The sequence below is a fragment of the Turicibacter sp. GALT-G1 genome (assembly GCF_025594995.1).
Classification (GTDB): domain Bacteria; phylum Bacillota_I; class Bacilli_A; order MOL361; family Turicibacteraceae; genus Turicibacter; species Turicibacter bilis.
Genome location: NZ_JAMQUS010000055.1, coordinates 12,695 through 28,076, shown reverse-complemented (window position 1 = coordinate 28,076; position 15,382 = coordinate 12,695). Strand labels below are relative to the sequence as shown.

Sequence of the window (15,382 nt, the reverse complement as noted above, 5' to 3'; positions counted from 1 at the left end):
CATTTTGATACAGCCCCTTTCTATTCATTATTCAGGTTTATGATTTTTACGCTCAGCGATTTCTTCAACTAAGAAGTGAACGAATTCTTTAAGTGGTAATGTTTCAGTTTTTTGCTCTCCGAAGCGACGGAATGTTACTTCAGTATTTGCAACCTCTTTGTCTCCTAATACGATAGACATTGGGATTTTCTTAGTTTGTGATTCGCGGATTTTATAACCCATTTTCTCTTCGCGATCATCAAGTTCTAAGCGAATTTTATATTTACGTAATTCTTTCACTACTTCTTTTGCATACTCTAAGTGATATTGGTTGTTAACCGGAATCACTGTTACTTGAGTTGGTGCTAACCATAATGGGAATGCTCCTTTATATGTTTCAATTAAGTAAGCCATGAAACGTTCATAAGTTCCGATTAATCCACGGTGCATTACAACTGGACGTACTTTTTCTCCAGTTTCAGAAACATAAGTTAAATCGAAACGTTCTGGTAATAAGAAGTCTAATTGAATTGTTGACATTGTGATATCGTGCCCTAATGCTGTTTTGATTTGGATATCAAGTTTAGGACCATAGAAGGCTGCTTCCCCTTCTGCTTCAATGAACGGGATATTATTTTCAATTAATGTTTCACGTAACATTGATTCTGCATTTTCCCACATTTTATCATCATCGAAGTATTTCTCTTTGTTATTTGGATCACGTAAAGATAAACGATAGTAGTTGATTTCTACACCGAAATCTTTGATCACGCGATGAATTAACTCTAAACAACGTGAGAATTCTTCTTTAATTTGATCTGGACGAACAAAGATATGTGAATCAGTTAACGTCATCGCACGAACACGCTCAAGACCTGTTAAAGCACCTGATGCTTCAAAGCGATGTTGGATAACTTGCTCTGCATATCGAATTGGTAAATCACGATATGAACGTAATTTTGTTTTATAAACCATCATGTGATGAGGACAAGACATTGGTCGTAAAACTAATTCTTCATTGTCCATTTCCATTGGCACGAACATATCTTCTTTGTAATGTGCCCAGTGTCCTGATGTACGGTATAAATCAACTGATCCCATAACTGGAGTTGCAACGTGTTGATATCCATACTCTTCTTCTAGATCGATAATATAACGCTCAATTTGTTGACGAACTTTCATCCCGTTTGGTAACCAGATTGGTAGTCCTTGTCCAACTAATGGACTGAATGTGAATAATTCTAATTCACGTCCGATTTTTTTATGATCACGCTCTTTACGTTCTTCTAAAATACGTAAGTGTTCAGCTAATTGATCTTTTGTTAAAGCAGCTGCCCCGTAAATACGAGTTAACATTTTGTTATCACTATCTCCACGCCAGTAAGCTCCCGCTACATTTAATAATTTAAAGAATTTAACATCTTTTGTATTACCCACGTGAACTCCACTACATAAGTCAGTGAAATCTCCTTCAGAGTAAGTTGTAATAACTTCTCCTTCTTTAATAGCATCAATTAATTCTAATTTATATTCATCATTGGCAAAGAATTCTTTTGCCTCTTCACGGCTTAATTCACGACGGATAATTGGTAAAGCTTCTGAAGAAATTTTTTGCATCATTTTTTCAATCGCTGCTAAATCTGATTCAGTGATTTTTGCTTCTGTATCGATATCGTAATAGAATCCATCTTCGATAGCTGGTCCTACTCCGAATTTTGCATCTGGATATAGACGTTTAATCGCTGCTGCCATTAAATGAGCCGCAGAGTGATTAATGATTTCCCAAGCTTCAGGGCGATCATTTGTAATTAACTCGATTTTTGCATCTGCCTCGATTGGACGAGTTAAATCATATAAATGTCCGTTTAATTTAGCTGCCACACAACGTTTACGTAATCCTGGTGAAATTGATTGAGCAATCGCTTCGGCAGTAATTCCATTTTCAAACTGTTTCACATTTCCATCTGGGAAAGTAATGTTAATCATAGTGTTTTCCTCCTTTTTGTGATTCATGATGATCGGAGCGAATTTTTATGAATATAAAAAAATCGCTCCTAATCTTAACGAGTAGGAACGATTGAAATCGCGGTACCATCCTATTTCCGATAAAGTAAAAGACTTTATCAGCAACTTAATTCAGCTTTAACGCAGCCAGCGGGAATCTTTTTCAAGTCCAGTTCAAAGGGAGTAATTTAATAAGCGTTCTTAGAAATCTTACAGCCGAGGATTTCCTCTCTAAAAAGTCGTTTTTATTAAACCTTATCCTTATCAAAACTTTTAATATGTGACGAATTACCTATATATTATATGTCTGATTCATATTATAATGCATGATTTTTTTGAAATCAAGAAAAAATACTTCAATTTTTATCGTTTTTGGCGATAGTTTGTTCCTGTAATGGCCACAGGGGTTGTTAAAGCTTTAATGCGTTCTAATACACGAGCTCCTTTAATTTCTTCCACTTCACCTTTTTGCGTATAGGAATAATGATGTTGAAGCTGATTATAATCGAGATTTGAAGTAAAGAAGGTTGGCAATCCTTGGTGCATACGATAGTTTAAAATTCGCCCCAACACTTCGTCACGCATCCAGCTCGTCATGGACTCACTTCCGATGTCATCAAGCATAAGCACTTCAATTTGTTTTAATTGCTCAATCTTATCATACGCACTACTGTTTTCACTATTAAATCCTGATTTAATTTCAGCAATTAATTCTGGAAAATAAACAAGTCCACAAACAATTCCTCGTTGAGATAAAATGTTAGCAATTGCACTTAACATATATGTCTTTCCAGTTCCAAATGGACCATATAGATAAAGCCCACGCCCTTTTTTTGTCGTCATATATTCATGGATGAACAACGATGCCTTTTCATAAAACTCGGCACGCTCCGGATCCATAATAAATTGTTCGAAATTTGCATTTAAAATATCAGCCGGCATATGGAAACTCTTAATATTTTCTAAATGTTTTTGATTTAACGCATACTGACATGGCGTATACGCCACCTTTAATTGCTTATAAGAAGGTTTCAGTGTTGGATAATGGCCTTTAATAGGTTGCCTACAACTATTTAATCCTACACATCCGTTACACTTTTCTTTATTTCTTAAAAACTCATCTAAATCAGAAATATAATTCGAGATTAAAGATGGATCAATGTCATCTTGATATTGATGTAATGCTTTTGCAATCTCAGGTTCATTTAAAATTTCCGTATAAGCTTCCTTCGCCCCTGCTGGTCTAGCCATTAAATCTCCAATTCGTTGCACCACTCTCACCCTTTCTGATTTAAAAGTTGACTTTGTAATTGTTTCATACGTTCGATCTTTTGTAAATCGTCATCCGTTAATGACTTCTTCTCTTCGACACGTTGTGCATTTGCCTTTAACCAATCTGGCACTTGTTCTTGTCGTACGACTCGAGCTGTCTTTGGATACACCTTCGCTGCTGCTGGCATTGTTTTTTCAATTTCACGTTTTTGTTTTGCTTTTAACATTGTCTTAACTTGTACCATAGCCTTTTCAGTTGTATTAATTTCTTTACGTTGCCATTCACCCGCAATTTTTTCAACCAATTGTTTTGGCAAACGCCCATCTGAAATATTTAATACATAATCAATTAAAACATTAACAACTCCTGGTGCCATCTGTTGATCGACCATTAACCACTCTACTAACTGCCGATCAGCTGGAACGGGCTCTTTTTGGTGATATTTAAAACGTAGGAAATCAATTGGATTTTGCGATAAATGGACAAGTAATTGCTTTTCTTTTGATAAAGCAGCTTGTGTCTCATCCATAAGTGGCGCCTCCTGTTTAGTTTTTGGCATCTCCACAACCTCAATCGGCTTACCTTTATTCAAGAATTGGAAGTATTGTTTCGCTTGCTTGCGGAACACTTCTAAATTCACAAAGCCATCCGTATCAAGGGCATCAAAAATGAGACGCGCTAGTTCATGTTCATCTAGCTTATATAAAAAGGCAATTTTATTAATTTGATCTAATAGCTTATCAGATAATATCTGATCATCCATTCCAAACTGCTTCAGTAAGGCAAATAACAATTCTTGATCAAATGCTAATTCTAATTTAACACCCTTTTGATTATCCGCCACTGTCGGTAAAGGACTTGCCTGTAAAGTAGCAGAAGAACGCATAAGAACCGTTGTATCAAAAACTTCATTGAAAGGTTTTGAAATATTTTGTCCTTGAATGTGTGGGAGTTCTTGAACAAATAATTGTTTTAATTGCTGATAATCATGATTTCCAACTTTTAAATTTAAAAAGACGTTAATAATCCCATCATTAAAAAAGGCTTTTGCCTGCATCGGTTTCTTTAAATAATATGTCAAATGATGATCTTCTTCGGTGACATACACTTGAATCAATCCAACTGCTTCTAACTTATATCGTAAAGCCAATAAATCTTCTACTCCAACATTTAAAACTTGTAATAATAAGTGATGTGAAAATAAAGAGGGACTACTTTTACTAGCTAATGTATTTAAAGTCATATATAAGCTAACGGCCACAGAGCCGATAATAGGTTGATAAAGTAACGTTAAAATTTGCAATTCTTCCGAAGTCATCATTTGTGTGACACAAAGTTCGAATTCTGTATTCGGTTTAATCATCGTTGTATCCACCACAAACACTCCTTCTGTTAAAATGTGAAATCCCTATTTAAAATAGGGATTGATTTCTTATATTATCGGTTTAAAGCAAGACCTTTAAACATTAATCGCTTATCTAATGCTTGATATAAAGACTGAATGACTTTCTTTCCTTTTCCAAAGCTGATTAGACCTGCTGTATTTACTGTAAAATCCACCGTCGTTTCGATTGGATTAATTTTTACAATCGTGACGATAACCTCACAATCTTTACGTTTCAACATTAATTCTTGACGAATATCGTCTTCAAAGGCAACATTGAAATCTAACTCTTTAGCGACCTCTAACAATCCTGCCTTTGTTTGTTGATAATTATTTTTATAATAGTGTGTCATCAACACCTCATCTGTCGCCCTTTCCCCCGACTCGAAGTGCGTTTTAAACATGTCCATAAATCCCATTTTTAATTCCTCCCATCATTTCATAGCAACTCTATATGTCAAGACTAATCTAAAGAAGTCTGACATGCTTTTTCCCAAAGCATCTCAAACATCTCCTCAAATTGAGTTCGTAACTCACTCATGGAGCGCTCATTAGTTAAAACATAATCAGCACGATCTCGCTTTTGTTCGAGTGACATTTGTGAATTAATTTTCGCTAACGCGTAATCCTCATCAATTCCATCACGCTTCATCAAACGTTTTACTTGAATGTCACGTGGAACATAAACAACTAATGTACAATCAGCTAATGATTCAAAATCACTTTCAAACAGTAGCGGGACATCAAGTACCACAAGTTGTTCCCCATTTCGTCTCGCAACTTCAATTCCCTCCACTATTTTTTGTTTGACTAGCGGATGAATCATTTCATTTAACTTATACTTTGCCGACTCATCATGAAAAATAATCGAACCTAGTACATCACGAGCTAATTCTCCATTTTCCTTAATCACAGATGAGCCAAACTCATGCGCTAAATCATACAGTAACTGACTTCCTGGCTTCTGAAGTTGTCTCACAATACGATCTGCATCTAAAACAACAATCCCCTTTTCTAAAAACCATGAAGTAACTGTGCTTTTTCCAGATGAAATCCCACCTGTTAATCCAACGACTAACATTTACTTCATCTCCTTCGCCGTTAACTTCTGACACGTTGGACAGAAATAGGTCCCACGTCCACCGACTTTAATTTTCTCAATCGGTGTGTGACACTCGTAACAGTTCTCTCCTTTTCGTTGATGAACTAACAGCTCATTTTGAAAAGTTCCAGAAACTCCATGCGAGGAACGAAACGTACGAATCGTCGTTCCACCTAATTCAATTGCACGCGCTAATACTTCTACCGTATATTTTACCACATTTGCAATGTCTTTGTCTGTTAATTCTGAGCTTGAAGTTAATGGATGCAATCGGGCACGATAAAGAACTTCATCGACATAAATATTTCCAAGTCCACATACAACTGTTTGATCAAGTAACAATGATTTAATCGGTTTCTTTTTGTTCTGAATTTTTTCTTTCACATATGATGGTGTAAACTCTGTTGCAAAAGGCTCTAAACCTAACACTTGAAACGGCGCCGTCGTTTCTAAATCAATGGCTTTATCGTATAAATGATACGTTCCGAATTTACGTGTATCTTGATATAATAATCGTTTTCCATTTTCTAACGTGAAAATCGCATGAACATGAGGATTTAATTCAAAATCAGAATCCACATAAAAATACTTTCCTTCCATTCGTAGATGAGATAACAATTGATAATCATCAAAATGAAAGACTAAATACTTCCCTCGTCGACTCACTTCTTGAATGGTTTGATTAATTAATTTTTCCTTAAATTCATCTGCACTCATATTTTTTACCATGGGCTCATAACGAAGTTCAATGTCTTTAATGGTTTGACCTTTTACCGTTTGATTCAATGCCTCTTTAACGGTTTCAACTTCTGGTAATTCTGGCATACTATCTAACTTCCTTTTTCGTCTAATCTAGTTGTTTATTTATTAATTGACTGATAAATATCAGCCATCATGATTAATGTTGCATTCTCAACTAATTCTAATTCAAATGAATGGTTCATCAGAGGACCTCGGAACACAATGCTTAACGATGTTGTGGCCTGAACTTCATTCAATAATTCATATACCTCCTGTGTTGAAAGCTCCACTTCGCTCCACTCAATCACACGATCATCAATCCAAACTTGTTGTTTTTGTGTCGAATCAATATCAAAAGAATATAATAATTGATTCTCTGCATAAATGTCAACTTGCTCAAAATCATTCAAAAATTCACTATAATAGCCAAGTAAAATTGACATGGTTGCACTCGTTAACTCACTATTAGTCACGAGTAAAGGCATCACATTTATATATTGTTCGACTTGCTCCTCTTCTACACTTTCATCTACTTCTTTTTTCACAGTTGTAAAAGTATTGGTTGCAAAAGAAATCACATTAAATGACGTGGTAGCTTGTAATGGAATCCCATTATAAGAGATGATTTGTTGGCTGCTTTCCGTATTTAAATTCACTTGAATTTTAGACGCATACTTGCTCATCACCTTATCTCGACGTTTCATTCGTTGCAAACTAATCTCTGATCTTTTTAACTCAAGTGTCTCCGCATACTGTGTGCCAAATGAATCAGATATTTGCTGTAAATACGAGATAGCACTTGCTAGTTCATCTTTTGCCAGGAAATCATCAACTGTTTTAATTGCTTCGACATAGAATTCAGACTCATAGTACCATTTCAAAGCGTTAACTAATTCATCTTGATCCGTTTGCGTCAAGTAATCCAGACGTCGAATCGCTTCAATATAATTTTTTTGCTCATAGTACTGATGAGCTTCCGTTAAATATTGATTTTTGATACTTTGAATACATTCACGTCTTTGTATTTTAGCTAGTTCATAATAATATTCGTCGTTAAACATCACTTCTTGATAAGAATCAATTGCCTCCTCAATCAGCCCTTGCTGTTGAAGACTGAATCCTTTTAAATAAGCGCGCTGAGATTGATAGTATTTTTCGACCTGACCTATCGTCTCTATAACCTCATCATTTGAGAAAAATAATGGTTCAATGACTTGTTCATATTGCAAATACTCTTCATACTCAATCTTTCGAAGCATATAAAGATTCGCATAATATTGATACCGACTAATCATAGCCGGTTCTAAATCGTTCTTAATTCGTTCACGATAATCACTATCAACATTAAGCATACGCTGATAGACAGCCCCTACCTGATTAGGTGACACTTCATCGTATAAATAACTTACCAAAAGATTCAATTGATTTCGATACAAAATCACATGATGATTATAATAGAAAGCACCTCCAAAAATAAAAACAATCGCTAAAACCAATCCAACTTTAAGCGAAAAAAATTGACATCCCCTAGTCTTTTTTACACCCTCCATTAACTACACCCCAGCTAAACTACTTTTATAATCATTTTATCATACAACCACTACGCAATTCATCAATTATTCCATTTTTTCACAATGTCATGAACAACATACAACACCATAAAAAAATGGTGCTTAATTCATTCATCAAGCACCACCTATCCCATAAAAAGATTCAACAAAAATCAGACGACTATCCTGTTCAAACTAGATAAAATACGCCTCATCATTAGCCTCACTTTATTTTAAATACTTATATCCCGCTTCAAATAACGACTCATCTTCTAACTTTAAATCTCATTCAATTAGCCACTGTAAAACTGTTTTTTCAGCCTCTCATATTAAATTAAAACCTTTAGAGGATTATAAGAAAATCTATGAATAGATGTTATCCTCCTTTCATAGAATAAGTTATTCTAAACCAAACGGAGTGATCTTATGCATGTGATTTCTGTCTCTTCCAACCCCGAGTTTGTAACTCAGGCGATTAGTTATTTCCAGGGAAAATGGGCTTCACCAGAAAGCCTAAAGGTTTATGAAGATTGTATTCTTCATTCACTCAACACAAAAAGTCCGCTACCTCAGTGGTATCTCCTATTAAAGGAAGATAAAATTATCGGTTGTGCAGGGTTAATTACAAATGATTTTATTAGTCGAATGGACCTCTATCCTTGGCTATGTGCTCTATACATCGAAGAACATGAGCGCCATCATGCATATGGCTCAATCCTTATTGAACACATCAAACAAGAGGCAAAAAAACTAGGGTTTAATTCACTTTATCTTTGTACCGATCATATCGGATACTATGAAAAATATGATTTTCACTATGTAGGGTTAGGCTACCATCCTTGGGGAGAGACCTCTAGAATTTACGAAGCACATTTAGAAGAAAAAACAACTGACAATCCCCTAACCTCAATAAACCGTGATTAATTTAACACACAAAAGGACATCACCAATGAATGGGATGTCCTTTTGTTATTATTTATTTAGAATACTTCTTACTTAGCATCGTACCAAGTTGGTCCGTATGAGTAGTCAGCTTTTAATGGAACTTGTAGTTCGACAACGTCCTCCATTGTTTTCGTCACTAATTCGATCATCATATCTAGTTCTTCTTGTGGAACTTCGAAGATTAATTCATCGTGTACTTGAAGTAATAAACGTGATTTTACGTTTTTCTCAAGCATCGCTTGATGAACATCAATCATCGCTTTTTTGATGATATCGGCCGCTGTCCCCTGAATTGGCGCATTCATTGCGGTACGCTCACCAAATTGACGAATGGCATAGTTTTTCTGTGTTAATTCAGGAATATAACGACGACGATTAAATAACGTTGAAACATAACCATTAAACTTCGCATACTTCACCGTATCTTCCATATACTGATGAATTCCTGAGTAAGTTTCTAAATAATGATCAATATATTTTTTCGCTTCTTTTTGCGTAATATTTAAATTTTCCGATAATCCAAAGGCACTCATTCCATAAATGATCCCGAAGTTAATTGCTTTTGCTGAGCGACGTAAATCTGACGTCATCTCGTCTTCTGACACTTTAAAGACATCCATCGCTGTTTTCTTATGAATATCCTCTCCATGTTTGAAAGCATCAATTAACGACTCGGTATTTGAAATATGAGCTAAAATTCGAAGCTCGATTTGCGAGTAGTCAGCTCCTAAAATCACCCATCCTTCTTGACTTGGCACAAACGCACGACGAATCATGCGTCCCTCCTCTAAGCGAATCGGAATATTTTGAAGATTTGGTTCAATTGAAGAAAGACGTCCGGTTTGAGTCAGCGCCTGGTTGAAAATCGTGTGGACTTTTCCATCTTCATAGCACGCTTTTTTCAACCCTTCAATATAAGTCGAATACAATTTCGTTAACGTACGATACTCCATAATTAATTTAATAATTGGATGAGCATCACTTAACTTTTCTAATACATCTGCATTCGTTGAATAGCCTGTTTTCGTTTTCTTAACAACCGGTAACCCTAATTTTTCGAATAATACCTCTCCTAATTGCTTCGGTGAATTGATATTAAACGGTGCTCCCACATGATCAAAGATTTGGGATTCTAATGCTTCAATACGCCCTTTTAAATCTTGACCCATTTCATCTAATGTCGTTAGATCAAGAGACATTCCGTTATACTCCATCACTGCTAGTACTTCAGCAAGAGGCATTTCCATCTCTTCAAATAAACTTAACTGCTCTTGTTCTTTTAATTGCTCAAGCGCGGTTTCTTTTAACTTAAAGACTGCAGTTGCAATATCAATGGAATGTTGGGCCACTTTCTCGATCGGTGCAACGGCACGTTTCGCCCCTTTTCCATACACTTCTTCATCATATAACACATCGTCATAATCATAATGTAGAGCTACTTTTTTGAATTCATTACTTACATTCGTTGGATTAATGACATATGTCGCTAATAATAAGTCAAAATCAACACCACGTAAATCAAATCCTTGCCACATTAACGCAACACGTGAACGCTTCACATCAAATACTGATTTTTTAACACCTTCATCCGCTAAAAATGACATGAATGCTTGGCTTTCCTTTGCCACTTCAAAAGGCACATAATAAGCGTCTGTCTCATTTACAATCGCAATTCCTAAAATATTAGCCTGATGGTAGTTTTCCTCAAAAATCTCTACATGAATGGCACTATTTTGATAACTTAACGTTTCTAACTCTCCCGCTTCTAAAATGATACGAATCGGTGCTTTCGGCTTTTCTTCTTTTACTTCTTCAAGCTTCATTTTTTTTAGAAAGGCATTAAACTCCATCTCCTTAAAGAAGTCCATGAGTTCTGCTGCCTCTGGTCCTTGATACAATAAGTCGTCAAATGTAACTGGAAGTGGAACTTCTTTATGAATCGTTGCCATACGTTTACAAAGCAAAGCCTGTTCCACATTCGCTTCTACTTTTTCTTTCATTTTCCCTTTTAACTCATCTGTATGAGCTACTAGGTTTTCAACTGTTCCGAATTGTTTTAACAATTTAATCGCTGTTTTTTCTCCAACCCCTGGGATTCCTGGTAAGTTATCCGATGGATCTCCCATTAATCCTTTTAAATCAACAATCTGACTTGGCGATAATTCATATTTAGCAAAGACTGCTTCTGGTGTAAATGACTCAATATCAGTTACCCCTTTTCGTGTAATATGAACGGTTGTCTTTTCATCAGCCATTTGAAGTAAGTCTTTATCTCCCGTAATGATATGAATTTTTTCAAAATCCGTTTGCTCACCAAGCGTCGCTAATGTTCCGATAATATCATCCGCTTCATAAGTCGGTAATTCTAAACGTTTCACTCCTAGTAAGTCTAAATATTTTTTAATTAAATTAATTTGTGAACGCATTTCATCTGGCATCGGTTTACGTCCATCTTTATAACTATCTAAAAACTCATGTCTGAATGTCGTTTTCCCTGCATCAAAGGCCACTAGCATGTGCGTGTGATTATAATCATCCATGACTTTATTCATCATGTTGACAAAACCATATAACGCATTTGTAAAAATACCTGTGCTTGTCTTCATTAAATTCCCGCTATATGCTGTTGCATAATATGCACGGTACATTAAACTATTTCCGTCTATTAAAACTAATGTATTCATTGCATCAACCCTTATCTCTAGCATATTTTTATGCCTTGTTTACTATATTGTACTATTATTTTAACACATCAAAACTGTTTAAAACACATTTTTACAAGGACGGTGCTCAAATGAATCAAAATTTAAACACAAAATCTCCACAACTCTTTCTACTTTTTAATATTACACTCCTTCTAACCTTTCCCCTAACCGGAGGGACACCTCTACTTCTTCATCTTTTATCAATAGACTCACTCATTCTGGCTCATTGGCTTCCTGCCATCATCTACTTCGGCATTCTCAGTTCTAGCTTTTGGGGTGAAAGAAGTGAATATACATCTATGACACGCATCTTTTGTTTTTTATTTATGCTTTACCATCTCATTCACTTATTTTTCAACATCAACTAATTTCCATCGTAACTGTTGATGACTTTAAGTATGATGTAGTAAATGTATGTTATTCATCTGTTTCTATATAGAACTAAAAAAACTATGATATAATATCGTCATAAAAGTTTTTTTGGTAAAGGATGAATTTATTATGAAGAAATTCCCTATCTATGTACTCTCAGTTGCAGCAATTATTATTGTATTTTTCTTTTACTCGCTATGTATTTTAAAGTATAGCATTAAAGTAGAAGAAACCATTATTAACAGTCTAAATATTCCAAGCAGTTTTGATGGAGTCCGACTGATCCAATTTAGTGATTTACATCTTAAAAATGAAGAAGATTTAGTGCTTCTTGAAAAATCTGTAAATGAAATCAACCGTCTTGAAGCAGACATTATTCTTTTTACCGGGGATCTATTTGAAAAAGGAGCCATCACTTCAAGTCTAAGCTCACAAACAATCGAAATTCTCTCTCAATTAAAACCTTCTCTTGCTAAGCTTGCCATCTTAGGGGATAAAGATTTAAGCCAGCCAGATGAAATCAGTCATATTCTTACGACATCTTCTTTTAAAATTCTTCGTAATGAGTCACTTGAACTCTATAACGGTAGCAGTGAAGGCATTAATTTTATCGGGATTGATTCGTTATCAAGCTCACCTGATTTGAATACCTTGCTTTCACAATCTACTAATACGAATAATTTTAACATTCTACTCCTTCATGAACCAACATTAGCTGCAAAAGTAACCGATTATCCAATTGAAGTTCAACTATCTGGACATTGTAGAGGACAATCTAGTACATCAGGTTGTTCTCAATTTTATTCAGGAACTTATCGCTTTGCCGATCAATTAACCTTACAAGTCAACCGAGGATTAAATCGACCAAATAACATAGGTAACTTATTAACTCGTCCGACACTTTATTCATTCCTTTTAATCAAAGAATAAAAGTGAGTCAGATGTCATCCCCCTTGCATATCATAAATTAGGACTGCAAGATGAAGGAGGAGTCTGAATTGATGCCAATGAATTATCCAAATAGCGTGCCGTCTCAAGTTCCTTATCGAACAGCTGCACCATTAACCAATCAAGTCCCTAATTTATCAGCGATGCCTGGTGTTAATCAAGATGAAAGATGGGGATTTTTACCTTTTATCGGCGGGTTAGCTTTAGGAGGACTATTATTTGATGGATGGGGTGGTGGTCGCCCTTGTTGTGGAGGAGGGGGATATGCCTATCCTGTCTATCAACCCGTTTACCAACCGGTGTACTACCAACAACCCGTATATACACAACCATCTTATCCCGTTTACCAACAACAAGCTTCACAAACTGGATATTATGGACCTTATAATCCAGTCATGCCGACTGAAACAACCGTATTAGAAAGTAATAAATATTATTTATCATAATAAAAAGTAGACCGGAGGTCTACTTTTTATTTTTCATATAATTTATAGAGAGCTTGTGTTCCACAGTTTTCTAACTCTCGTTTTTGACATTCTTCATACAAGCTTAAGACTAACTCAAGTCCTGGTAAATCCACATTCATTGCCTTCGATTCACTACAAGCGATACGCATATCTTTAATAAAGTGTTTAATAAAGAAGCCTGGATTAAAGTCATCTTTAATAATACGTGGCGCCATATTGCTTAATTGCCAGCTTGCTGCCGATCCGCTCGTTACTGCCTTTAAAACAGTCTCTAAATCTAGTCCAGCTCCTTTAGAATAAGCAAGGGCCTCAACCATTCCGATAGCCGCTCCTGCAATGGCAATTTGATTCGCCATTTTTGTATGTTGACCACTACCCGCAGACCCCATATAAACAATCGTTTGACCCATTAACTCTAAAATCGGTAAAATTTCATCATATGCTTCTTTGTCTCCACCAACCATAATCGTTAACGTTCCATTTTTCGCCCCAACATCTCCACCTGTAACAGGTGCATCTAAACACTGTAATCCTTTAGCTTGCCCTGCTTCATAAATACGTTTTGCTAAATCTGGTGTCGAGGTTGTCATATCAACTAAAATTGAATGAGCTTTTGCATGATTCACTAAACCATCTTCACCTAAATACACGCTTTCAACATCTGCTGGCACGCCAATAATGGTAAATATTAAATCACAAGTTGTTGCAATACTCTTTACATCATCACACCAAATAGCCCCAGCCTCGACTAAGCGATCAGCTTTACTTTTTGTACGATTATAAACATATAAGTCATGACCCGCTTTTAACAGATGACCTGCCATTGCTTGACCCATGACACCAATTCCAATAAATCCAATCTTCATGAACTTCCCCCTCTTTCTTTGACACGATTAATTACTTCTATATACAACCAGAAATATTTTCTACATTTACTACGGCAACCTAAATACTTAATAATTATGCCGTGGGTCACCTGCCATGCGAAGCATGTTTCCTCCGCTGGTAGGGTATGGGTCACCTAGCGATTTCTGAAAGAAATCTAATCCTCAACTGCTAGGGCTTGGGTTCCCTGTCATTTGCAACGGAAATGTATTCTCCGTTGATAGGGTCTTAAAAGTTTTTTACACCGTAAAAAACTTTTCTGGACTTACATAAATTATAACATACTCAAATGCAAAAAAAGCTATGAATTAAATTCATAGCTTTAAAATTATTTTTTAAATAAATAGTCAGGCACACCTTTATTGGCAATCGCTTCATAGTATTCCGTTTTCACCGCATAATACTCCTCAATTGATTTCATATACTCTGTATGTAATTCTTCAATTGTATTAAAAATCATATTAATAGTTTGGAAGTATTGAACTGCTTCACTTGTTTTTGTATTATAGAACATTTCTTCAAAATTAGTTAGCTCTTTTGCTAGTACCTCTAACTCAGCATTTAAAGCAACTAATTTCTCCGTACGTGCTTGTTGTAAAACTGACATTTGTTTACCTAATGATGCTAAGTTTTCAGGAAGTTTTGATAACGTTGATTCTACTTTATCAAAATTAACTTCTTCTAACTGACTATTCATACATGTCACAACATTAGCTGTGTAATCTTTTAACACTTCATATTCTGCATTAAATGATGTAAATAACTCTGTTACATCCTGGCTTCCATCATAAGTTTGTCCTACTAGAATAATCTCACGCACATGTGATTGCAAGGCATTTAATGTCGTTTCTAATGTATCCGGTGATTTTTTCTCACAGGTTACAATCTCTTGATCAATTTGTTGATAAAATTGGAATGCTTCAACTTCAGGGAATTTATAAGTAAGAGCAAAGAATACCCCAATAGTTGCGATTAATCCAATAATAACAAATGGTAAAAATGGTTTACGCATATACTCAATCCTCCC

13 protein-coding genes and 1 other annotated feature are annotated in these 15,382 nt (G+C 35.5%); of the genes, 3 read left to right on the top strand and 10 right to left on the bottom strand.

Annotated features, from left to right (window positions below):
* Positions 1–27: 27 nt before the first annotated feature.
* The 7 genes from thrS to NEH74_RS09965 form a co-directional block, all read right to left on the bottom strand.
* Complete coding sequence (gene thrS, locus NEH74_RS09995; RefSeq protein ID WP_055305588.1) at positions 28–1,965, bottom strand: threonine--tRNA ligase; 1,938 nt, start codon at positions 1,963–1,965, stop codon at positions 28–30.
* An 80-nt stretch (positions 1,966–2,045) separates the two neighbouring features.
* Positions 2,046–2,260 (bottom strand) — a binding site (T-box leader).
* A gap of 86 nt (positions 2,261–2,346) precedes the next feature.
* Positions 2,347–3,255: a primosomal protein DnaI gene (dnaI, locus tag NEH74_RS09990; protein WP_055243303.1), complete on the bottom strand. Its 909-nt coding sequence runs from the start codon at positions 3,253–3,255 to the stop codon at positions 2,347–2,349.
* 5 nt (positions 3,256–3,260) lie between these two features.
* Positions 3,261–4,619, bottom strand: coding sequence for a replication initiation and membrane attachment family protein (locus tag NEH74_RS09985; protein ID WP_055305596.1), 1,359 nt, complete (start codon positions 4,617–4,619; stop codon positions 3,261–3,263).
* Between the two features lie 74 nt (positions 4,620–4,693).
* A complete protein-coding gene (locus NEH74_RS09980) occupies positions 4,694–5,059 on the bottom strand; it encodes a hypothetical protein (RefSeq protein ID WP_055243304.1) in 366 nt (121 codons plus the stop codon).
* Positions 5,060–5,103: 44 nt separating this feature from the next.
* Positions 5,104–5,721, bottom strand: a complete 618-nt coding sequence (gene coaE, locus NEH74_RS09975) for a dephospho-CoA kinase (RefSeq protein ID WP_055305587.1) — start codon at positions 5,719–5,721, stop codon at positions 5,104–5,106.
* Complete coding sequence (gene mutM, locus NEH74_RS09970; RefSeq protein ID WP_055305586.1) at positions 5,722–6,567, bottom strand: DNA-formamidopyrimidine glycosylase; 846 nt, start codon at positions 6,565–6,567, stop codon at positions 5,722–5,724.
* A gap of 35 nt (positions 6,568–6,602) precedes the next feature.
* On the bottom strand, positions 6,603–8,033 hold the full coding sequence (locus NEH74_RS09965) for a hypothetical protein (protein WP_055305585.1): 1,431 nt from the start codon (positions 8,031–8,033) through the stop codon (positions 6,603–6,605).
* A 426-nt stretch (positions 8,034–8,459) separates the two neighbouring features.
* Here NEH74_RS09965 and NEH74_RS09960 point away from each other — a divergent pair, with 426 nt between their 5' ends.
* Positions 8,460–8,957: a GNAT family N-acetyltransferase gene (locus NEH74_RS09960; RefSeq protein ID WP_055305584.1), complete on the top strand. Its 498-nt coding sequence runs from the start codon at positions 8,460–8,462 to the stop codon at positions 8,955–8,957.
* Between the two features lie 68 nt (positions 8,958–9,025).
* Here NEH74_RS09960 and polA read toward each other — a convergent pair whose 3' ends face one another.
* Entirely contained in the window at positions 9,026–11,662 is a 2,637-nt protein-coding gene (polA, locus tag NEH74_RS09955; RefSeq protein WP_262941338.1) for a DNA polymerase I, read from the bottom strand.
* Positions 11,663–12,184: 522 nt separating this feature from the next.
* On the opposite strand from polA, the gene NEH74_RS09950 reads away from it, so the two are divergent.
* Both NEH74_RS09950 and NEH74_RS09945 read left to right on the top strand, forming a co-directional pair.
* The gene (locus NEH74_RS09950) at positions 12,185–12,985 is read left to right on the top strand and encodes a metallophosphoesterase (protein WP_055243310.1); all 801 of its coding nucleotides are present in this window, start codon (positions 12,185–12,187) and stop codon (positions 12,983–12,985) included.
* A 71-nt stretch (positions 12,986–13,056) separates the two neighbouring features.
* A complete protein-coding gene (locus NEH74_RS09945) occupies positions 13,057–13,449 on the top strand; it encodes a hypothetical protein (RefSeq protein WP_055243311.1) in 393 nt (130 codons plus the stop codon).
* A 26-nt stretch (positions 13,450–13,475) separates the two neighbouring features.
* On the opposite strand, the gene NEH74_RS09940 is transcribed toward NEH74_RS09945, so the two are convergent.
* Together NEH74_RS09940 and NEH74_RS09935 are read right to left on the bottom strand one after the other, a co-directional pair.
* Positions 13,476–14,336 (bottom strand): NAD(P)-dependent oxidoreductase, encoded by an 861-nt coding sequence (locus tag NEH74_RS09940; protein ID WP_212725018.1) that lies wholly within the window; start codon positions 14,334–14,336, stop codon positions 13,476–13,478.
* Positions 14,337–14,683: 347 nt separating this feature from the next.
* Positions 14,684–15,367 carry a hypothetical protein gene (locus tag NEH74_RS09935; protein WP_055305733.1) on the bottom strand — a complete coding sequence of 228 codons (684 nt, stop codon included), beginning with the start codon at positions 15,365–15,367 and terminating at the stop codon, positions 14,684–14,686.
* Positions 15,368–15,382 lie beyond the last annotated feature (15 nt).

What these genes read in the sequence shown, in the direction of transcription:
- coaE (WP_055305587.1), bottom strand. Translation starts at nt 5,721, where the DNA reads ATGTTAGTCGTTGGATTAACAGGTGGGATTTCATCTGGAAAAAGCACA.
- NEH74_RS09935 (WP_055305733.1), bottom strand. Translation starts at nt 15,367, where the DNA reads ATGCGTAAACCATTTTTACCATTTGTTATTATTGGATTAATCGCAACT.
- mutM (WP_055305586.1), bottom strand. Translation starts at nt 6,567, where the DNA reads ATGCCAGAATTACCAGAAGTTGAAACCGTTAAAGAGGCATTGAATCAA.
- polA (WP_262941338.1), bottom strand. Translation starts at nt 11,662, where the DNA reads ATGAATACATTAGTTTTAATAGACGGAAATAGTTTAATGTACCGTGCA.
- thrS (WP_055305588.1), bottom strand. Translation starts at nt 1,965, where the DNA reads ATGATTAACATTACTTTCCCAGATGGAAATGTGAAACAGTTTGAAAAT.
- NEH74_RS09980 (WP_055243304.1), bottom strand. Translation starts at nt 5,059, where the DNA reads ATGGGATTTATGGACATGTTTAAAACGCACTTCGAGTCGGGGGAAAGG.
- NEH74_RS09960 (WP_055305584.1), top strand. Translation starts at nt 8,460, where the DNA reads ATGCATGTGATTTCTGTCTCTTCCAACCCCGAGTTTGTAACTCAGGCG.
- NEH74_RS09985 (WP_055305596.1), bottom strand. Translation starts at nt 4,619, where the DNA reads ATGATTAAACCGAATACAGAATTCGAACTTTGTGTCACACAAATGATG.
- NEH74_RS09945 (WP_055243311.1), top strand. Translation starts at nt 13,057, where the DNA reads ATGCCAATGAATTATCCAAATAGCGTGCCGTCTCAAGTTCCTTATCGA.
- NEH74_RS09940 (WP_212725018.1), bottom strand. Translation starts at nt 14,336, where the DNA reads ATGAAGATTGGATTTATTGGAATTGGTGTCATGGGTCAAGCAATGGCA.
- NEH74_RS09965 (WP_055305585.1), bottom strand. Translation starts at nt 8,033, where the DNA reads ATGGAGGGTGTAAAAAAGACTAGGGGATGTCAATTTTTTTCGCTTAAA.
- NEH74_RS09950 (WP_055243310.1), top strand. Translation starts at nt 12,185, where the DNA reads ATGAAGAAATTCCCTATCTATGTACTCTCAGTTGCAGCAATTATTATT.